Raw genomic sequence first — 19,688 nt, forward strand, 5'->3', positions numbered from 1 at the left:
GTATTTTTTCATGCTTATTTTTATTCAGTTTTTATCAATATCAATTCTTATATTTTTAGCATTTTACCTCTTGACTTTTAATAGTTAGTCTTTCTTTTTTTGTTGTTTTAGGTGGAGGCTTAATAGATTTTTATATCCTCTTTGTGAATGAGCGTTTTGAAATGATAGAATTAAAAAAGCCGACTACTGAATTAATTTTTGTTGTTTCAGTATGTCGGCTTAATTGTTTTGTTCATTTCAAATTTTAAAAGTCAAGGGCGAGCGTTAGCGAGTTTATTTACCCTTGACTTTTAAAAAGCGAATGGTTGTTGGTCGCTTCAGGGTTTGGCTCCGCAGGACGCAAGCACCCTTTAGGGTGTATAATTGCGCCCTTAGAAAATCTAAGGGAGATTTAATTATTTTATTTTTCCTAATTTTCTATCATTATTCTTAGTATTTTTTTAAATTCTTTTGTCTTTGTTGCTTCTTCTAGTAGTATTTTTATTTCTTCATCTGTTAGTTCTTCTGCATTTTCTATAAGGCTTTCTAAGATTGCTCCTCTTGTTATGAGCCTATGAGTTCTTTCTTTTCTTCTTTTCACTATGTCTTGTTTTAATATCTTTTGTTCTTGATTTTTTAGTTGCCTTAATCTTTCTTCTGTATGGTCAATTTTATCTTTTATTTCTTTTGACTCTTGTCTTATTTGATCTAATTTTTTCATATAGCACTCCTTTCTCGCATTAAAAAAGACGATAGAGTTTTTAATTTCTATCGCCTAGGCTACTTTTAATTATTCTATTTACACAATCCTAAAATTTTCGCTTTATCTTTTATTATCCATGTCTTTCAATTCTTGTACTTTATCATTAAATTCTTTTAAATCTTCTTTAGAAAGTTCCCATGTCAATGGAGTTGTAATCATAGGCACTCCCTCCATTGTAATATAAGGGTAATTTTCATAAATATAAAAATCTATCTTTGTACCTTCATTGCCGTTGGTAAATATAAGATGATAAGATTTTATTGCATCGTCAGGTATTTCTTTAAAATAATTTTCGAATTTTTTATCATTAACATTTTCTACACTCATTTCTATAAAATCACTAAAATAATCTAACTCATCTTGTTTTTCTGTTTCAGCAATTTTTACATTGTTAGAATCAAATATTTCAATCTTATCTTCTTTTTTCTTGCTCTTACAAGAAGTGAGAACTATTAAAAAAACAAAAATAATAGTTATAAATGCAAATCTTCTTCTCATTTTGAACCTCCAGTTTAATAGTTACCTTCATTAATTTTCAATAAAAGTAACTCTCATTTAAATATCAACTTTTATCATCTTGACCCAACCCATGAATTAAAATGTTCTTCATAATTAAATCTAACAATTCTCAGGCTTTATTAAGACTAACCATTGATATAATCTCTTAGTAATTCTCCATAACCCTATCCCAATAATAGTTAGTAAAAATCCAACAATTACAGAAATAATTAGGTCTGGTAAAACTCCTAAACCAAAGCTAGGTTTAGTTAACCAATACAGATCTATTCTAAATAATTTGAACACAAATTTCACGATGCTTCCAACTATAACAATTGGACCACTAATCATAAAAGCCCACCCAGTTATTCCTGTTATAGGAAATATAAATATCCAAATACAAGTAGCTATGGTATACCACTTTAAACTTTTCATAATAATCTCCTTAAAAGTAATCAAATTTTCTATATTATTATACCCAGTTTTTTCATTTTCTATTCTTAGTCTATTGGTTGCATAGTAGTATTATAGCAAAAATATTTTTATTGATTTTGTACTTGGGTATTTGCCAACAAATCACCCAAATGTCTTTTATCATTACGTATTAGACCCATTAATAATAGCAGTACAGCAAATCCCATGCCTATAAAAAACAAGACGATAGCCCATACATCAAAGTCAGTATAAATTCCATGAATCGTACTCATATGTCCTATTTGCCATGGTAAAAATTTGATTATGTTTCTTATAAAGCTTGCTTTTAAAGATTTATGTTTATAAACAAGTTTTAACCCCGCTTTGCGTTTACCAAAACTCCCATCTTTTGAATAATCCAAATAAGCAAAAATCAAAATGATTGGAATAACTGATGTTAATAACGCAATTAATTGTGATTGTAGTTCATTCATTTTTGGAATCCCTTTAAAAAACAGATGATAAACTGCCATGCTTACTCCAAATAACAATGCTAAATACAAAAGAATAAGTAGATAATCAAAAAACAATTCTTTCATTCGTTTTTTTAATGATATTGGATTATTATTCATAAACATAATTTATTTATCCTCTCAGCGTGAAAAGTTTTCTTTATCTCCTCGTATATTATAGATGAACCATCAATTAACATTGCAGTTTTTTCATTATATCTCCTTAACAAAAAATATTTCTATTTTCTGAAACAAGTCTTATCTCTATCTTATAGCATAACGTATTTTTGCAAATTTAATTAAATTTCATCATATTTCTTTTTTAATTTATCCATGTAGTCAAGGTCAATCCACTCCTCGCTAAAACCACAGGCAGTACAAATATACCTATCAACAGACACTGCCGACATAATTGTATGCCCAGTCATAATATTATTTCCAGTTCCATAAGCTCCAGCAGATCCTGGCACAAATAAAATATCACTTCCTCCACACTTTGGGCATTTTCTCGTATTTTTCATAAATTCTCCTTTTTTAATTCTTCCTTACTTTCATAATACCTCATATGCCAACCTCCGTGGTTTGTATATAGATATTATACCAAAAATATTTTTATCCTAACGTTAATTCATAATATTGTAATCAAACTGTTCCTGTTTATTTTTATTTTACAGCCTTTTCAATTTTGCAAACTATAGGTATCTCTACAAAAAATACTGTATATTGTCCAAACTCAATTCTTACTCCGATGTTCCTCCCACATTATTAAGTATTTTTTTACTATTGATAAGCCTAATACCATTTATTCTTTATAACAGGAAAATGTATCGCTTATATTGAGTTTGAAGCCTTAGCTTTTTTTAACTACTGGAATTATAACTTGTACACAGGCATATCCCTCTGGAGTGTTAGACAGATATAGTTCTCCACCATTTTCTCGTATTACTCTTGCTGTAAAATACAATCCGACACCTTTTATAGTTTGTGTGTAATTCTTTTTTTCAGAAAAGCCTTTGTCAGTTGCGTGGACTAAGGCAGCATCTGAAAAATGTGATCCAGAATTTGTGATTTTGTATTCGGCTTTCCCATTTGAAACGATAAATGTTAGATGAATTGATTGGGGTGAATGACCATGCTCACAGGCATTAATGATAATATTAGTTAAGGCTTGATGAATTGCACTTTCCTCTGTGATTGTATAATCATCTGTATCTTGAAATTGGCTTTTCCACTCATTCCCATATTGCTCACTTAATATATGTCCTTCTTGATTTATTTTGAGATTTAAACTATCTAATGGCAATGGTTCCTTGACTAGTTGTTCGTTATTTTCATTACTAAGTTGTAGTTGCAATCTATCTGCTACCTCTTCTAATCGATTCAAATTAAAAATAATGGATTCAGTATATTTCAATAGATTTTCATTCATTTTTTCTTTATCCTTGTCAGATAGGAATAGAGTTAATTGACTAAGATCTTCTTTCATAAACTCAGCATTTGCACGAGCAACGGTCAACGGAGAACGATAATCATGCAGCATTTGGGTTGTTTGTTCTCTTATTTTATGCTCGCTATTCCAAAGTTCTTCTAATGTTACCTTTAGATCAACACGCATGTGGTCCATAAGGTTCCCTAGCTCTCTAAACTCTGATATTGATAGGGAGGAAGGGACAGGTATATTTAGATCTCCATTTCCTATGGAAACAAGAGCTTTTTGTAGCGGTAATACGTCTTTATAAATATGTCTGGTAACAGACTTTGCAAACCACATGGTTGGAATAAGAAGCGTAAGAGCAATTATGAAAATAAAAAGTGATTCTACTCTTGGCAGATGTGCATTTGCCCAATCTGAAGAATACAATACACCTATTCTGTATTTAAAGACGCAGACTCTATTATTGTATACAACTTTTGAAAAATAACCTTTAGAAAAAGGGATTTGTTTTCCATCTAAATAGTCTAGAGCATTCTCTTGATCCTCTATATTCATGTTTGAATTGATAACTTCATTTTCGTTGTTTAGCTGAATATAGCCAATATTATCAGGCACCCAAGTTGAGTTGAAATTTTGGCTAGAAATGATTTTTTCCTTTAAGATTTCAACTTGTTTTTCTTCGTGGTTGGCAAAAGTATATAAATCATGTCTAACTCCATAGTGGAAACCGATAACCAATAAAAGAAAAAGAAAACAAATTATACCTATGAACACTAAGGAATATATAGATAATATTTTCCTTAGTGTATTTTTCTTAGAATATAAATTTTTTATTCCCATTTGTAACCGACTCCCCAAATTGTTTTAATTGGATCAAGTTGATAAGTTGAAAATTTTTTTCTGATATTTTTTATATGTTCAACTATAGCTGCAGACTCAGATTCTGTCCAAAATCCACCGACTTGTTCGAGAATATGTTCTCGTGAAAAAACTTGTCCCTTATGTCTAGCTAAGAGTTCGCAAATTTCATATTCCATTTTTGTGAACTTGATAGTTTCTCCCTTTATTTGTATTTCTTTGGCATTTAAGAGAAAACGAATATCTCCAAAAGATAGGTAAGAATGATGAACACGCTCTTCCCTTCTTAGATGTGCTTTTACTCGACTGACTAATTCCAATGGTGTGAAAGGCTTGCGAATGTAATCGTCCCCGCCAAGTGCTAACCCCTCAGCGACATCTGCTTCTGTGGATTTGGCTGTAAGAAATAAGATTGGACAATCTACTTTTTCACGGACATTTCTGCAAAGTTCAAAGCCATCCATGTCGGGCATCATCACATCGAAAATCATCAAATCAAATTGATCGAGAGATAAACTTAAAGTTTCTTTTGCTGAGGCACAAGTATATACAGAGAATTGAGCACGCTTTAAACTTGTTTCAATAACAGATCTAATTTGCTCATCGTCATCAACTACAAGTATGTTTTGACCCATATATTCACCTCTCCTTTCATTAAATCTAGTCTGAGCCAAAAAGAGTACTCATATTATGAGACCACTCTTATCATTCAAAATCATAGTATGATGTGGAAATCTTGAACTTTTAAATAATTTAATATTATTCATCACTATTATCGGCTCTACCGTCCCATTTATTAAACCATATAGGAATTAAAGTAACAAGTGCAATGGTTACTATGATACATATCAATAGACCATATCTCAGCTCAGCTGCAATCTTAAGAATATAATCTGTATGAAAAGTATCTAGAATCATTAGAGATGAAAATCTAGCTGCCCATGTTGGCGGAAGGTAATACCAAAACTTATCCAAAAGTCCAGTACATCCTAAAGCCCCAACCAGAATAAAAATGACTCCAGAACCTATTGACCATGACGTACCAAATTTAAAAGCGATAAATAGATGGATAAAAACTAGGCAAATAAGTGGAATAAGCATAAGAATAGTAGTCAAGACGTAGGATATGGTAATCATCTTTCCATACAGCAAAGCAAACCCAGCAACAGCAATGATTAAACTAAGACCTGTCATAATAACCAATAAAATAACAAGTGATATTAGCATTTGAATTCTTGATTTTCCAACACATAAAATATTAAAAGAAGAACCCGCACGTTGTTCCTGCTGAACAATACCAGTACACAACATGACAACCAAGCAATCCATAAATAAGGATAAGGCTTGAAAAAATCCAGATATATTTTGTTCAATACTCCATGAAGAAACAGAATAATAAGCGATAAAAAGTCCTACACAAATAATTGGCCAAAGAATGGTTATATAAAATAGCGGACTTTTTACTATTTTATAAATATGAGAATGTAAACATTTCAACATCAAAATCACCTCGCTTCTGATTTTTTATAAAGGGTGGTGGAAACAATGGACAAAACCATCGTTAGTACCACAGATGCAACAATTGCAATTAAAACATCATAAGATTGTGTATAAATCAAATCTTCTTCAACAGGCAAACCATTAGGTAAAAGCCCTAAAATAGAAATCATGGAACGATTTACCCATGCCCATGGGCAAAACATCCAATATGGTTTTAGTGCTAAAAACACACCTGAAAAAGAAATAGCTAAATTGACCACTACCGAAAAGATCACCCCTAATTTTTTTGAAATTATAAAGCTAAAAGGGATTTGCCACATGGTTGTGATAAACATGACTATAATCCCTAAAAATATTGAAGCAATACTTAATTGCTTAATCTGATTAATTCCAAACAAACTAAAAATAAATGGTATACAAACCACAGCAACACTTAATAGAAAACAGGAAAGAAGAGCATATCCTAATACAACCAAAAGTTTAGAGCTCCATATTTTTCCTTGAGAAACTGGTAGACAACGGATTGCACGAAGTCCGTGCTTTCCGTTATCTATATTAACAGCTGTTGCACTGATCAATGCGAATGTAGCAGGTAAAAAAACTACATAGTACCAGTTAAATAAATTCAAGGAAAAATAACCTTGTTGAACAATAGCCATTAGTGCTAAGCAAAGAGGACTGGCAATAGCAATTCTTCTTGTTGCAGTTCTTTTTGTTTTCAAGAACTCGGCCATTAATATATTTGAATTACTCATTGAAGCCTCCTTGCTGATTACTAACAACTTTCATAAAAAGTTGCTCCAAATCCATTTTAGAATCAAATGCACCTTGATAACCTAAATGTCCTGATGCAATGATTCCAATATGATCTGCAATATGTTCGACTTCAGATAAAATATGAGAAGACAGAATTACAGTAGTTCCTTGTTGTGAAAAACCTCTAATAAGTTCTCTCAATTCCTTTATTGCAATGGGATCAAGACCATTCGTTGGTTCATCTAGAATTAAAAGTTTTGGATTACTAAGTAAAGCCAAAGCGATTCCTAATCTCTGTTTCATTCCCATTGAAAATTGTCCAGTACGTTTTTTCCCTGTATTAGTAAGACCGACAATCTGCAAAACTTCTTGAATTCGCTCTTCTTCAATCCCTAAAGCTATTGATCGTGCACGACAATTTTCATAGGCAGTTAAGTTTGGATATAGTGGTGCATTTTCAATCAATGCACCAATTTCAGAGAGATTTGAACGATTCCAAGGATTATTATTGAATATGATGTCACCAGATGTAGGTGTAATCATACCGCAAATCATTTTGAGAAGAGTGGACTTTCCGGCTCCGTTTGGTCCCAATAATCCATAAATTTTTCCTCTTGGAACATTGATATTAACGCAGTCCACCGCTTTTTGTTTCCCGAACTGCTTTGATAGATTTCTAGTTTGTAATATAAAATCATCCATAGTATATTTTCCTCCTTATCATTTCTTTACGTATGTAATTTTAGGAGAAAAAAATAAGGAAATTATAAGGATTTAAAAATTTCCATAGTAGGTAGTAAGTGAGCCTTTTATTTTTCGACATATGATCATCATATAAACTATATAGTAAACGTATCACTTTTAATCTTCTCATAATAGCTTACTAATATACCTATTTTTTTCTAAACCTTTAAATTCTCCTGTTTTTCTGCTCTCGTCTTGCCTTATACCTTTCCTCATACTCCTGTTGTTTTCCATTTGCTTTACGCTTTAGATAATTTTGATGAAGTCTGTCCCTTCTCTCATTAATTTTTCGTTCTTCTTCCTCAAGTTTTGATCTTTCTTCTTCGCTTAATTCTTCTTTTGGAACTTCATAATTCCCTATGAAGTTAAAATATATTTCTATCTTTTGTTTTGATGTTTGACTGCCTTTTCTATCCCTTTCATGAATGATGATCTTCTCTACAAACTCATTTATCATTGAGTTTGTGAGTTCATCAAAGTTTTCATAACGACTAATAAGGGATATGAATTTTCTTACCTTATCTGTTTCATTCTCATATCTTGATATTTCAAGCTCTAAGTCTTCAATCTCTTTACTTAGGGCTCTTTGCTCTGTTTCGTATTGGCTATTAAGTATCTCATATCTACTACTTGGTATTTTTTCTAGTATCATATCCTCGTAAATACGGCACATAAGCCTTTCTAACTCTTGTATCCTCGACTTATTATTAATTAGCCTTACTCTTTGTTTTTCTATCTCTACTTTTTCCTTTTCTTCCATTTCATTTTGAATGGAACGGGTAAAGGCTTCATTATCTTCATTAAGATAATTTTTTATATCTTTTAATGTTTCTTGGATAAGGTTTAAGACTACTTCTGCTTTTATCCTGTGAGCTGATGGACATAGCGTTCCGCAAGGCACTTTCTTATAATTACTGCAAACATAATAAGGGATATTCTTATAGTTATTTGTCCTATGAACATACATCTTGCTTCCACAATCTGCACAATACATCAGTCCTGTTAGTGGGTGATATTCGCCCCAACCATCAGGATACCTTTTTACATTTCCTCTTATCCTTTGCACATTATCAAAGGTTTCTTGGTCTATGATTGCTTCGTGAGTATTTTCAAAGATGAGCCATTTATCTTCGGATACATATTTACTTTTCTTATCCTTGAAATGCTTTCTTGTTTTAAAGTTAACTGTATGCCCTAAGTATTCTTTTTTCTTTAAAATACTGGCAATTGTGGAACTACACCAACGATAAGGATATTCAAAGTTTTTGCTTTGATGTAATCCATATCCCATTTTTTGCTGATGATAAGCAGGTATATCTATCTTATCTGCTTCCAGTATCTTTGCTATTTTATATGGTCCTGCTCCGTCCATTGTGAGATTAAATATTCGTCTTACTATCTCGGCTGCTTTTTCATCTACAACCCACTTATCTTTGTCTTTTTTATCTTTGATGTAGCCATAAGGTGGTGTGCTTGCCGTATGCTTTCCGCTTTCTCCTTTTGATCTGAATGTAGATTGTATTTTTCTTGAAGTATCTCTTGCATACCATTCATTCATAATATTTCTAAAAGGGGTAAAATCATCTTCTCTGTAAAAGCTGTCTACATTGTCATTGATAGCAATCAGTCTTACGCCCTTTTGTCTTAATATCTCCATACATTGACCGACTTTGAGATAATCTCTGCCGAGTCTACTCATATCCTTTACGATGATACAACCGATATTTCCAGTATTTACTCCATTCATCATTTCCATAAAGCCTGGTCTATCAAACTGTGTCCCGCTTATTCCGTCATCTGTAAAATGGATGATGTTGGTTAAATTATTCTTACTTGCATATTCTTCAAGTATTTTCTTTTGATTAACGATTGAGTTACTTTCTCCTTCAAGTTCATCATCTCGACTTAATCTCTCATAGAGTGCTGTTATCTTTTCAAAATTCCTCACTTTTTCCTCCTTCCTCTTAATTTCTTAAATAAAAAAGAATTAAGAAGTACATATTTCACTAAAACAGTGATTAAGTGTTCTCCTTAATTCTATTACTCCTGCTGCCAGTTTATATTTCTTATATTGCTTTACCGCAAAGTGCGTAGGCTCTTTCTTTTCCAATGCTTCAAATAGTCTATCAATGGGATTCATATATGTTTCATCATCTTCCCTAACTTCTGAAGCATCTATCATATCCAGTAGTGTCGCAAAGTTCTTTTCTTCTCTTGGAGCTTCATAAAAAATATAACCTATCAAAGCCGTATAGTAGAGTTTCTCGGCTTTCACCCAAAAATCTTCACCTGCTTTTTCACCCTCTCCCTTAGTGTTTGCAATAATTGTCTGCACTAATTTGAGGATGTCTTTTTCACTTTTGAGATAGGCAAAGGGATTGTACTTCATACTCTTTTTGAAGTTGATGGTATTTAAGATTTTTATCTCATAGCCATTATCTTCAAGCATCTTCCCACACTCAATGACTATTGTGCCTTTTGGATCTGTAACGCAATATGACGAGTGCATTTGCATTAGATTTGGCTTTACATAAAATCTCGTCTTTCCGGAGCCAGAACCACCAATAACAAGTACATTCTTATTTCTTGCATACTTTGGATTAGCAGGTCTTCCATTCATTGTTAATCGTTCAGTTTGGGTAAGCAAGATATTGTTTTGGAACTTTTCATCCATATATGGCTCTATATCTTTTCTCGTTCCCCATCGTGCTGATCCATACTCTTTCCCCTGTCTAAACTTTTTTGCGTTTTTGCCTTTGGTATAGACAATAAATTTAATTATAGCTGCCACTCCCACGCCCATTAAAATGTCAGAAGGATGAATACTTGGAATAAAGCTCATGGTATTAAGCTCTAATATTCCTTGGAAGGTTTTGTCTATCACATCGCCACCAGTATAGGCTCTTACATGATGAGAAAAGATATTGCCAAAATAGAAAAATGCAAGGTAGGGAATGTTCTGCTTTAGAAACTTTGCCTTATCTTGCACCTTAAATAAGCCTTTGATGTCTTTTAGTATCTTATCTATCATAGGCTCTGCTCCTTTTGTTTATTCTTAACTTTATCTTTAGAAAGAGAGTTCTTTGCCATCTCCTTGAACTTCTCAATATTCTTGTGGATAGATTCTTTTCTTTCCGTTTTCTTTTCTGATTCCGAAAGAGCGTGTTTAAAGGCTTTATCCATGACTTTCATGTCTTTTGCCTGAAAGAATACGGAGTATTTACCGCTTTCCTTATCTTTCATTACTGAAAACTTTACCCCATATCTGTTCAGCTCTTTTTTCAGTTCCTTCAGCTCTGCTTCTTCTACCGGAATTTCTTCAAGCTGTCCCTTTTTAACCATATCTTTGAGCTTTACTTCATTTCCGTTAGCATTAACCAGCTTTTCCAGTCCTCCAAGTTTTTCAGCCTCTTTCATCAGTTTCTTTAATAAGTTCAGAATTAGCTTTCCTGTTACTTTAGCAGCTTTCACTTCCATGTTAAGCGTTTTTCTTGCGATTTCTTCATTGATCAAGTTCTCTCACCTCCAGTCAGTAATCTTTCTTTATTCCTCTTTAATTTTTCTTCCTGAATAACTTTCCTGTAATCTTCTCCAAGTACCATCACAGGAATACACATCTCAATAATTCTTGAGTAAATTCTTTGGTATTCCACACTCTCCGTACAGTTTTCAATTTGGCTGTATGAAAGATTTGTAGTAAAGATTGTCGGCTTATGCTTTAAGTACCTGTTATTCACAATGTTATATACCTGCTCTTTGGCATAGCTTGTATCTCTTTCAATTCCTAAATCATCTAAGATAAGAACGGAAGTATTTACAAGGGATTCGATATATGCGTTTTTATCAAGGTCAAATCCGCCTTTTTGCAGTTCGTTGATTATCTGTGCAAAGTTTCTAATCTTAACGCTTATCTGATACTGTTCAATCAGAGCATTGGCAATAGAGCAGGCAAGATAGGTCTTTCCGCTACCCACCGAACCATAGAATAGGAGTCCGATATTTTCTTTTCTCATCAGCTCATAGTCTTTTACAAAATTCTTTGCGATGATAAGACTCTGATTTTCTTTTCCCTCATAGTTTTCAAAGGTATATGCCCATTGAATCATGGATGTGAAGCAGATACTTTTTAATCTCTCGATTTCAAGCTGCTTTTGTCTTTCTTTTTCTTTTGCTTCTCTATCTCTATCGCATTTACAAGCTGTCTTAAATATCATCTGCTTTCCGAAAAATTCTAATGCTTTTCCATCTTTTCTTTCATGGCACACTTTACAGTAGGCGTGTCCGTCTTTGATGTATTCTTTTTCAGGATTGAAGCTGTATTCCACATCTTCTATCATCACTTTTTCTAATTCTTTAATCATAAATGTACTCCCTTGTTATATTCCTCCCATGTAGGGATATTGGTTTTTTTCTTACTTCCCTGATCTTTATAAAACCAAGAAAGGATTGTTGCTTTATGGTCTTTATATGTTTTTCCGGTACTTTGAAGATAGGTTGATAATCTCTCAATGTAGTTATCAAGCTCTCCTGCCATTATTATTTGTAATTCACCTATATCTTCGTCCTTTAAAAAGACATTTTGAAATGTTCCAAGTCCGTTTTCCCCAAAACTATATTCTCTCTTACTATACTTACTCTTATTATTCTCTATATAGTTAGAGTCAACATTTTGAACTTCCTGAAGTTCATTTTCTTTACTTCTGAGGTTAAAATCTTTTACTTCTGAAGTTAAGTTTTTTGACTTCTGAAAGTCATTTTCTTTTACCGCTATTATGCTCATAAAATCTTTAACATAAATGACATTCGGCTTACCAAGTCCAAGCCTTACTCTTTCAATCAGTCCTATTCCTTTTTTGCTGTCTAACTCGTCCAATGTTTTTATAGCTGTCGGCTTTGAGATATTTCTTCTTCTCATAATTTCTTCAACAGTAAAATAGATAAATACTCTGCCTTCCTTGTCCACCCAGTTATTCTTAAAGGACATTCCTGTGCGTTTCAAAAGCATGGAGTATAGGATGATTGCTTCAGCAGACAGTCCCTTAAATTCTTCTCCGTCTACTAATATTTCAGGCACTTTCAGAAAGTTAAATCTTTCCGCTTCTCTGTTATAGAAATAGTCAAAGTCCATGCAGGATCACCTCCCTTCTTAAAAATTTACAAAGAAAAAGACGATAGTTTTTTCTTCTATCGCCTTTGGTAACCATTTTTATGAAATTTTTTAGATTGATTTTATTGCTTCATTGATACCTTGCAAAAAAGCTATAACTGTTGCTCCAACCATTGGTATTCCATATGGACTAACCAAGAATCCAATAATCAATGCTTCTATTCCGATGGTAACTTCTTTTTGCAGAAAAGATGCAATTGCTCCAAAAATGCAAAACATCATCAGCAAATATAGTAGGGCTGTTCCGATACCAAGTAAAAATGTTAGAAATGCTGTGAGGATACTTAATGCCAAGCTAATTGGAAACAAGATTATTTTTATTATCCAGCTAATCATTTCTTATTCCTCACTTTCCAGTTCATTCTTTGTATCTCCACACACCATATCAATGCAAACATAAACATCAATATAATTTTTTAGGACTTTTTTTCTTCCTCCATCGCCATCTTCATTAAAGACATAATGCTTGTAAAACTGCTTAAAATGCAGGATTTTCACGATTTCACTCTTTGTATCAACGCTATGCACTCCACATGACTTGAGTGGGCAAACATGTCTATGGGCATTACTTTTTCTACTTTATATTTTTCTTTTAATATTTTTAAATCTCTTGCTTGGGTTGATGGGTTACATGATATATAGCTTATTTTTTCTGGTTCAAGTTTTAAGAGCCTTTCTAAGACTGTTTTTTCTACTCCGCTTCTTGGCGGGTCAAGTATGACTTTGTTATAGACTTTTTCTTCTGTTATTTTGTCTATTATGTTTTCTACTTTTCCTGATATGAATCTTGCGTTTTTTATTTGATTTTCTTCGGCGTTTTTTCTTGCGTCTTCTACTGCTTCTTCTACTTGTTCTACTCCTAATACTTCTTCTACTTTGTCTGCAAGGCTTAGACTTATGGTTCCTATGCCTGAATATAGGTCAAGGACTTTATCTTTTTTTTCTAAGTTGAGATTTTCGATTGCTTTTTTATACAAGTTCTCTACTTGTCTTGGATTTACTTGAAAAAAGCTTTGGGGTGAAAGCTGATATTTTATGTTAAATATTTTGTCTTCCAGACTTTTTTGTCCATATATGTGTTTGAATTTTTGTCCGTAGTGATATTTTAATGATTTGTTTATGTTTTCATAAATGCTTACCACGTTTAATTCCAAGAGTTCATTTATTATATTGTTGAGTTTTTTTATGGGACTATCTGCTACCATTATGACCATTGCTTGGTTTTTGTAGTTTGTTCTTATGCCCAGGGTTTTTATGTTTGTAGTTTTTGCAAATTTTTGGAAAATTTTGAGTATGTCGTTTCCTATTTCTTTTTGTATTATGCATTTTTTTATTTCTACTATTTTTTTTGTTTTTCCTGAGTAGAGTCCGATTTTCCCATCTTCTATTTTAAATTGCATGTTGTTTCTGTAGTGAAGGTTGTCTTCCATGCCCAATATTTCTTCTATTTCCGTCTCTATTTTCCCTATTCTTAAGAGATTATTTCTTACTTTTTCTCTTTTCCATTCAAGTTCTTTTTTATAGTCGGTTTCCATTAGAGGACATCCACCACATTCTTTGCTGTAGGGACAGGGACTTTTTACACGAAAAATAGAGGGCTTTATTATTTTATTTATTTGCCCTCTTTTTATTTTTCCTGAGTTTATTATTTTATAGTCTACTAGGTCTTCTATGACTCCTCCGTCTAAAAAAACTGGTTCTTCTTCTTTTACTAATCCAAAGCCCTTGTGGTCATAGTCAATTATTTTTCCTATCAATCTCTTAATACCACCTTTTCAGGATATAAGTCTACAAATTCATTTTTATAAAGATGTCCCAAGGCTCTTTTAAATGCGGATTTTGATAAGCCTGTGATTTTTTTTATTTCTTCTGAGTCTGACTTGTCTCCTAAGTTTAAAGTTCCGCCATTTTCTTTTATGAGTTTTAATATTTCGTCTGCGTCTGCTCCTATTTGCTTATAGGCTTTTTCTCTTATGGTAAGGGTAATTTTTTTATCTCTTAGTATTCTTTGTACCCTTGCTTCTATAGTGTCTCCTACCCTGTAGGCGCCCTTTAATTCTTCTTGAGGTATAAACCCATCATATTTATTTTCTATGGCTACAAAAGCCCCTAGGCCTCTCTCAAGGGCATATATTGTTCCCTCTACCATGTCGTTTACTTTATAATGATCGTTTCTTAAAAGGTGTTCTCCAAGTTTCATTGTTATACATAGGCGGTCTCTGTCAACGTACATATAGAAAAGGTATTTTTCTCCTACTCTTATTCTACCCATTACTTCTTTGTAAGGAAGAAATATATCTTTTTCAAGTCCCATGTCTGCAAAATATCCTACTTTTGATTTTGCAACTATTTCCAGTTCTTTTATCTGACCTACTTCTATTTTTGTTTGTCTTTTTGTTGCTATAAGTCTGTCTTTTGAGTCTTTGTAAATAAATACATTTACTTGATCATTTTCTTTTAAATCTTCTGTTTCTTTTTTAGGCAGCAATACTTCTTCTTGTCCGTCGCTTAAGTAGGCTCCCTGTTCTTTTATTCTTGTTACTTTTAAGTTTTGTCTTTGACCTAATTTCATTTTTCCTCCATTTTTTCCACAATTTTGCTCCCGTAGGAAAAGGTGTTTTCTTTATAATATTCCATGGCTGCAAAATATAAGTCCATAGGTTTAAGTACAAGTAAGCTGTAATAGGTAAAATCCGGAAATGTTCCGTATTCATATATAAGTTCAATTAAGGCTTCTTTTTGACTTAAGTCAAAATACCTGCTCAAAAGTATGGCAAATTTTACTGTTTCTACTTGCCTTGCTTGTCTTAATAAGTTTGTTGCAAGACCCGAAAGTCTGTTTTCATCAAAATAATCTTCTCTAAAAACATGGTATTGAAAACCGTCCATAGTTTCTAAAGCTCTGTGATTTTTAAAAAATTCGTCTATTTTTTTTAAGGAATCTTCTTTTTTTAAATAGTAATCATCTAAAGCAAGGTTAAGTTCAGTGGTGTTTTTTTGCTCTACTTTTATATTGCCCGTCAGGATTTTATATTCATATTCTCCGTAGTCATATCCCTTATAATCGTTGTTATTTGGAAATTTTAATTTATAATCTTCTGCATTTTCTGCAGCTTTAAGCTCGTAGTAAATTGACGGAAGTTCTGTATTCTTTTTTAATTTTTTAAAAATTTTAAACATTTTTCCTCCGCCTATATTTTATCATATTATTGAAACTTAAAAAACTTCCACATTGCTGAGGAAGTTTTAATGTTTTATTTATTTTTTTTGTTTTCCAAGGATGCTTTTACAAATCCTTTAAATAAGGGGTGGGGATTGTTTGGTCTTGATTTAAATTCTGGATGGAATTGACAAGCCACATAATACGGGTGGTCTTTAAGTTCAATTATTTCCACTAAATCTAAATCTTCATTAATTCCACTGAAAACAACTCCGGCTCTACGCATTTCTCCTTTATATTTATTGTTAAATTCATATCTGTGTCTATGTCTTTCTAAAATTTTTTCTTCTTTATAAAGTTGTCTTGCTTTTGTGCCTTCTTCAGTTACACAAGGGTAGTTTCCCAGTCTCATGGTACCGCCTAAGTTTTCCAAATTTTTTTGTGAGTCCATTAAATCTATTATTGGATAGGGTGTTCCTGCGTCAACTTCTGTTGTATGTGCATCTCTAAAGCCAAGAGCATTTCTTGCAATTTCTATTAGAGCAATTTGCATTCCCAAACAAATTCCGAAATAAGGTATCTTTTTATCTCTCGCATATTTACTTGCAATCATCATGCCTTCCAAGCCTCTTGAACCGAAACCGCCCGGCACAATTATACCATCAACATTTTTAAAGAATTCTTCTGCATTTTCTTCTGTAATGTCTTCTGAGTTTATCCATTTAATATGAACATTTGCTCCCATATCCCAGCCTGCATCTAAGAGGGCTTGGTTTACTGAAAGATAAGCGTCATGTAAGGCTACATATTTTCCTACAAGGGCAATATTTACATCCTTGTCGCTCTTTTTAAATCTTTCAACCATCTTGCCCCAATCGCCATTTGATTCTGGTTGCTTAGTTAGGTCCAATTTTCTTAAAATGTATTGGTCAAGACCGTTTTGATGAAATACCAGGGGCACTTCATAAATTAAATCAACATTTTCTGATTGAACTATTGCTTCTACGGGAACATCGCAAAATAGGGAAATTTTCTTTTTTATGGAATCTGTTATTTCTCCGTCGCTTCTCACTATTATTACGTTTGTTTTTATTCCGTTACTCATAAGCTCTTTAAAAGAGTGTTGGGTAGGTTTTGTTTTAAGTTCATCTGAACCTGGTATTTGGGGAACTAAGACTGTGTGGACAAATAATACATCTTCTTTTTTATTTTCCGCATGAATTTGTCTTATGGCTTCTAAAAATGGTAAAGATTCTATATCTCCTACGGTTCCTCCAATTTCAGTTATTACTATGTCTGCTCCCGATTCTTTTGCTGCCTTATAAACGGAATTTTTAATTTCATCTGTTATGTGGGGGATTACTTGAACTGTATGGCCTTCATAATCTCCACGTCTTTCTTTTTCAATTACCTTTGAATAAACTTTTCCCGTTGTTATACTTGCTCTTTTTGTAAGTTCTTCATCAATAAATCTTTCATAGTGTCCAAGATCAAGGTCTGTTTCTGCTCCGTCTTTTGTTACGAAAACTTCTCCATGTTGATAGGGACTCATTGTTCCCGGATCAATGTTTATATAGGGATCGAACTTTTGCATAAAAACTGAAAGTCCCCTATCTTTTAACAATCTTCCTATGCTTGCGGCACTTATTCCCTTTCCGATTCCCGAAACAACACCGCCTGTTACAAAAATAAATTTAGCCATTTTTACTCCTTAATTTAATGAATTGAACATATCTTCGTAGCTTGGAAGAGTCCAATTTTTCCTACTCACTTCTTCTTCTAAATTATCACATATTTCTCTAACTCTTCTCAAACTTTTTACAATATTTTCTTCTAAAAATTTTGCTCTTTTGAAAATATCTTTTATAGTTTCAGAATGTTTATAATCACTTGTCAAAATTTCCATTTCTGAAAATAATCTAAGTAACAGTTCATTTAATTTATCAAGTCTCTTTTTTAAATATGGATTATCAAGACCTGATAGGGCTTCCTTAGTATCTTTTATTTCTGCTAAAACTGCTGGCATTACATCTTTTTTTACCATATGAATCATAGTTCTTGCTTCAAGAGAATGATATTTTACTAAATCCTCAAATTGTACTTCATAAATTGCCTTAATTTCTTTTTCGGAAAGTATTCCTGATTCTAAGAAAAGTCTTTGGCAGCCATCTTCTTTAGCTCCTACTAGGGCGTCAAAAAGTCTTTTATAATCTTTAAGGCCCCTTTTCTTTGCTTCTTCTTTCCAAGAATCGCCATAATTATCTCCACCATATACTAGTCTACCATGGTCATGAATAATTTGGCTTACAATTTTTAAAGCTTCTTCCTTTAAATCTTTTTCTTCAACTTTTTCCAATTTATCTGCCATTTTTCTTAAGGAAAGGCCTATTGCACAATTTAAAATTATATTAATATCAGCAGGAGTTTTGGAAGAGCCCAGCATTCTAAATTCAAACTTATTACCTGTAAAGGCTATGGGAGATGTACGATTTCTGTCTGATGCGTCCACTTGAACTTCTCCCAAGGCATAAACTTTCATTTTATCTTTTTTCTCCTTTAGGGGAGTTTTATAAGCTATGGAATTAAAAAGTTCTTCCAAATCTTTACCTAAGAATATAGAAAGTATTGCAGGAGGTGCTTCATTTCCTCCCAGCCTATAATCATTTGAAGGACTTGATGAACAGATTCTTAAAAGGGCACTATAATTATCCGTCGCTTCTATTAAAGCTGAAACAAACAAGAGGAATATATAATTTTCTCTTGGATTTTTCCCTGGATCAAAACAATTTAAACCGTAGTTTGTGGTTATGGAATAATTATTGTGTTTTCCGCTTCCATTTACCCCCTCAAATGGCTTTTCGTGTAAAAGGCATACCATACCATTCTCAAGAGCTGTTTGCTTTAAAATGTTCATAATGAGAAGATTGTCATCAACTGCTATATGGACATTTTCAAAAAGACTTGCAAGTTCAAATTGACATGGGGCAGCTTCATTGTGTTCTGTCTTTCCATAGATTCCAAGGGCCCACAATTTTTCATTTACTTCTTCAAAAAATTTTTGAACTCTCTTTGGTATAACTCCAAAGTAATGATCGTCTTGCTCCTGCATTTTAGGAGCTTTTGCTCCTATTATAGTCCTGCCTGAAGTTTTTAAATCACTTCTTTTTTCATAAAGGTTTTTATCTATTAAGAAAAATTCCTGTTCCAGTCCAACTTTAACTCTCATTCTGTAACAGTACTTATTTTTTTCAAATAAATTTACAAGCCTTGAACCTTCTTTAGATAAAATATTTACAGATTTTAAAAGAGGAAATCTCTTATCTAAAATTTCTCCATTATATGAAACAAAAATTGAAGGTATGTATAACACCTTATCAATTATAAAAGAATTTGCCGAAGGATCCCAATAAGTATAACCTCTTGCTTCAAAGGTAGATCTCATTCCTCCTGAGGGAAAACTTGATGCGTCAGGCTCGCTTTTTAAAAGTTCCTTGCCTGAAAATTTATAAATGGGTTCTTGATTTATATTTCTGTCTAAAAAGGCTTCTTGTTTTTTTGCAGTTTGTCCGTTTAAAGGTTGAAACCAATGGCTATAATGAGTTGCACCTTTTTTTATTGCCCAATTTTTCATATCATGGGCTATGGCTTCTGCTGTTTCAATATCTAAATCTTCTTTTAACCTTACCGCTTCCTTCCATTTTGTGTAGACGGATTCAGATAAAGTTTCTTTCATCATTTTTTTATTAAATGTGTGTATACCAAATTTTTCCATTTTGCCTCCAAAAAATAAAAAAATTGGCAAAAAATATTTTGCCAATATGAAAAAAAACTATGGTGTTTTCTTTTATTTTATTTTTTATCTTCTTTTATGTCAATAGGTTTTATCTTAATAGAAAAAATTA

Annotated in this window: 20 protein-coding genes and 2 pseudogenes; all 22 read right to left on the reverse strand. The window is 32.6% G+C overall.

The window, feature by feature from the left end; all coding sequences use genetic code 11:
• Positions 1–409: 409 nt before the first annotated feature.
• Entirely contained in the window at positions 410–700 is a 291-nt protein-coding gene (locus J2S72_RS08180) for a DUF3847 domain-containing protein (RefSeq protein ID WP_023056500.1), read from the reverse strand.
• Between the two features lie 102 nt (positions 701–802).
• Positions 803–1,240, reverse strand: coding sequence for a hypothetical protein (locus tag J2S72_RS08185; protein ID WP_023056535.1), 438 nt, complete (start codon positions 1,238–1,240; stop codon positions 803–805).
• A 120-nt stretch (positions 1,241–1,360) separates the two neighbouring features.
• Positions 1,361–1,675, reverse strand: coding sequence for a hypothetical protein (locus J2S72_RS08190; protein WP_036740012.1), 315 nt, complete (start codon positions 1,673–1,675; stop codon positions 1,361–1,363).
• Between the two features lie 107 nt (positions 1,676–1,782).
• Complete coding sequence (locus tag J2S72_RS08195) at positions 1,783–2,292, reverse strand: RDD family protein (RefSeq protein WP_023056480.1); 510 nt, start codon at positions 2,290–2,292, stop codon at positions 1,783–1,785.
• 173 nt (positions 2,293–2,465) lie between these two features.
• On the reverse strand, positions 2,466–2,687 hold the full coding sequence (locus J2S72_RS08200) for a hypothetical protein (protein WP_002839698.1): 222 nt from the start codon (positions 2,685–2,687) through the stop codon (positions 2,466–2,468).
• Between the two features lie 329 nt (positions 2,688–3,016).
• On the reverse strand, positions 3,017–4,441 hold the full coding sequence (locus J2S72_RS08205) for a sensor histidine kinase (RefSeq protein WP_023056491.1): 1,425 nt from the start codon (positions 4,439–4,441) through the stop codon (positions 3,017–3,019).
• Positions 4,432–5,094: a response regulator transcription factor gene (locus tag J2S72_RS08210; RefSeq protein WP_002840689.1), complete on the reverse strand. Its 663-nt coding sequence runs from the start codon at positions 5,092–5,094 to the stop codon at positions 4,432–4,434. The genes J2S72_RS08205 and J2S72_RS08210 overlap by 10 nt, the downstream gene beginning before the upstream one ends.
• A 124-nt stretch (positions 5,095–5,218) precedes the next feature.
• The gene (locus J2S72_RS08215; protein ID WP_023056526.1) at positions 5,219–5,959 is read right to left on the reverse strand and encodes a lantibiotic immunity ABC transporter MutG family permease subunit; all 741 of its coding nucleotides are present in this window, start codon (positions 5,957–5,959) and stop codon (positions 5,219–5,221) included.
• Positions 5,960–5,964: 5 nt separating this feature from the next.
• Entirely contained in the window at positions 5,965–6,714 is a 750-nt protein-coding gene (locus J2S72_RS08220) for a lantibiotic immunity ABC transporter MutE/EpiE family permease subunit (RefSeq protein WP_002839678.1), read from the reverse strand.
• Positions 6,707–7,417 carry a lantibiotic protection ABC transporter ATP-binding protein gene (locus J2S72_RS08225; protein ID WP_023056518.1) on the reverse strand — a complete coding sequence of 237 codons (711 nt, stop codon included), beginning with the start codon at positions 7,415–7,417 and terminating at the stop codon, positions 6,707–6,709. The genes J2S72_RS08220 and J2S72_RS08225 overlap by 8 nt, the downstream gene beginning before the upstream one ends.
• Positions 7,418–7,617: 200 nt before the next feature.
• Positions 7,618–9,407 (reverse strand): annotated as a pseudogene (locus J2S72_RS08230) (DUF4368 domain-containing protein).
• Between the two features lie 96 nt (positions 9,408–9,503).
• Positions 9,504–10,490: pseudogene (locus tag J2S72_RS08235) on the reverse strand (type IV secretory system conjugative DNA transfer family protein); the annotation flags it as partial.
• Positions 10,487–10,972 (reverse strand): PcfB family protein, encoded by a 486-nt coding sequence (locus J2S72_RS08240; RefSeq protein ID WP_047199663.1) that lies wholly within the window; start codon positions 10,970–10,972, stop codon positions 10,487–10,489. The pseudogene J2S72_RS08235 and the gene J2S72_RS08240, both read right to left, overlap by 4 nt.
• A complete protein-coding gene (locus tag J2S72_RS08245) occupies positions 10,969–11,820 on the reverse strand; it encodes an ATP-binding protein (RefSeq protein WP_003060873.1) in 852 nt (283 codons plus the stop codon). The genes J2S72_RS08240 and J2S72_RS08245 overlap by 4 nt, the downstream gene beginning before the upstream one ends.
• A complete protein-coding gene (locus tag J2S72_RS08250) occupies positions 11,817–12,587 on the reverse strand; it encodes a replication initiator protein A (RefSeq protein WP_307495326.1) in 771 nt (256 codons plus the stop codon). The genes J2S72_RS08245 and J2S72_RS08250 overlap by 4 nt, the downstream gene beginning before the upstream one ends.
• A gap of 90 nt (positions 12,588–12,677) precedes the next feature.
• A complete protein-coding gene (locus tag J2S72_RS08255) occupies positions 12,678–12,962 on the reverse strand; it encodes a CD1845 family protein (RefSeq protein WP_165477501.1) in 285 nt (94 codons plus the stop codon).
• A gap of 3 nt (positions 12,963–12,965) precedes the next feature.
• Positions 12,966–13,124: a hypothetical protein gene (locus J2S72_RS08260; protein WP_000697422.1), complete on the reverse strand. Its 159-nt coding sequence runs from the start codon at positions 13,122–13,124 to the stop codon at positions 12,966–12,968.
• On the reverse strand, positions 13,121–14,383 hold the full coding sequence (rlmD, locus tag J2S72_RS08265; protein WP_023054885.1) for a 23S rRNA (uracil(1939)-C(5))-methyltransferase RlmD: 1,263 nt from the start codon (positions 14,381–14,383) through the stop codon (positions 13,121–13,123). The genes J2S72_RS08260 and rlmD overlap by 4 nt, the downstream gene beginning before the upstream one ends.
• On the reverse strand, positions 14,380–15,198 hold the full coding sequence (locus J2S72_RS08270) for a CvfB family protein (protein ID WP_023054898.1): 819 nt from the start codon (positions 15,196–15,198) through the stop codon (positions 14,380–14,382). The genes rlmD and J2S72_RS08270 overlap by 4 nt, the downstream gene beginning before the upstream one ends.
• Positions 15,195–15,806, reverse strand: coding sequence for a hypothetical protein (locus J2S72_RS08275; RefSeq protein ID WP_023054892.1), 612 nt, complete (start codon positions 15,804–15,806; stop codon positions 15,195–15,197). The genes J2S72_RS08270 and J2S72_RS08275 overlap by 4 nt, the downstream gene beginning before the upstream one ends.
• A gap of 74 nt (positions 15,807–15,880) precedes the next feature.
• A complete protein-coding gene (gene pyrG, locus J2S72_RS08280) occupies positions 15,881–17,488 on the reverse strand; it encodes a CTP synthase (protein ID WP_023054881.1) in 1,608 nt (535 codons plus the stop codon).
• Between the two features lie 9 nt (positions 17,489–17,497).
• Entirely contained in the window at positions 17,498–19,558 is a 2,061-nt protein-coding gene (locus J2S72_RS08285) for a glutamine synthetase III domain-containing protein (RefSeq protein WP_307495327.1), read from the reverse strand.
• Between the last annotated feature and the right edge of the window lie 130 nt (positions 19,559–19,688).

The organism is Peptoniphilus koenoeneniae, assembly GCF_030812875.1.
Taxonomy (GTDB): Bacteria; Bacillota; Clostridia; order Tissierellales; family Peptoniphilaceae; genus Peptoniphilus_B; species Peptoniphilus_B koenoeneniae.

Coding starts and splice junctions, on each gene's coding strand:
- J2S72_RS08200 (WP_002839698.1), bottom strand. CDS start 2,687: ATGAAAAATACGAGAAAATGCCCAAAGTGTGGAGGAAGTGATATTTTA.
- J2S72_RS08245 (WP_003060873.1), bottom strand. CDS start 11,820: ATGATTAAAGAATTAGAAAAAGTGATGATAGAAGATGTGGAATACAGC.
- J2S72_RS08205 (WP_023056491.1), bottom strand. CDS start 4,441: ATGGGAATAAAAAATTTATATTCTAAGAAAAATACACTAAGGAAAATA.
- J2S72_RS08210 (WP_002840689.1), bottom strand. CDS start 5,094: ATGGGTCAAAACATACTTGTAGTTGATGACGATGAGCAAATTAGATCT.
- J2S72_RS08185 (WP_023056535.1), bottom strand. CDS start 1,240: ATGAGAAGAAGATTTGCATTTATAACTATTATTTTTGTTTTTTTAATA.
- J2S72_RS08180 (WP_023056500.1), bottom strand. CDS start 700: ATGAAAAAATTAGATCAAATAAGACAAGAGTCAAAAGAAATAAAAGAT.
- J2S72_RS08220 (WP_002839678.1), bottom strand. CDS start 6,714: ATGAGTAATTCAAATATATTAATGGCCGAGTTCTTGAAAACAAAAAGA.
- pyrG (WP_023054881.1), bottom strand. CDS start 17,488: ATGGCTAAATTTATTTTTGTAACAGGCGGTGTTGTTTCGGGAATCGGA.
- J2S72_RS08190 (WP_036740012.1), bottom strand. CDS start 1,675: ATGAAAAGTTTAAAGTGGTATACCATAGCTACTTGTATTTGGATATTT.
- J2S72_RS08225 (WP_023056518.1), bottom strand. CDS start 7,417: ATGGATGATTTTATATTACAAACTAGAAATCTATCAAAGCAGTTCGGG.
- J2S72_RS08275 (WP_023054892.1), bottom strand. CDS start 15,806: ATGTTTAAAATTTTTAAAAAATTAAAAAAGAATACAGAACTTCCGTCA.
- J2S72_RS08285 (WP_307495327.1), bottom strand. CDS start 19,558: ATGGAAAAATTTGGTATACACACATTTAATAAAAAAATGATGAAAGAA.
- J2S72_RS08250 (WP_307495326.1), bottom strand. CDS start 12,587: ATGGACTTTGACTATTTCTATAACAGAGAAGCGGAAAGATTTAACTTT.
- J2S72_RS08270 (WP_023054898.1), bottom strand. CDS start 15,198: ATGAAATTAGGTCAAAGACAAAACTTAAAAGTAACAAGAATAAAAGAA.
- J2S72_RS08215 (WP_023056526.1), bottom strand. CDS start 5,959: ATGTTGAAATGTTTACATTCTCATATTTATAAAATAGTAAAAAGTCCG.
- J2S72_RS08195 (WP_023056480.1), bottom strand. CDS start 2,292: ATGTTTATGAATAATAATCCAATATCATTAAAAAAACGAATGAAAGAA.
- J2S72_RS08255 (WP_165477501.1), bottom strand. CDS start 12,962: ATGATTAGCTGGATAATAAAAATAATCTTGTTTCCAATTAGCTTGGCA.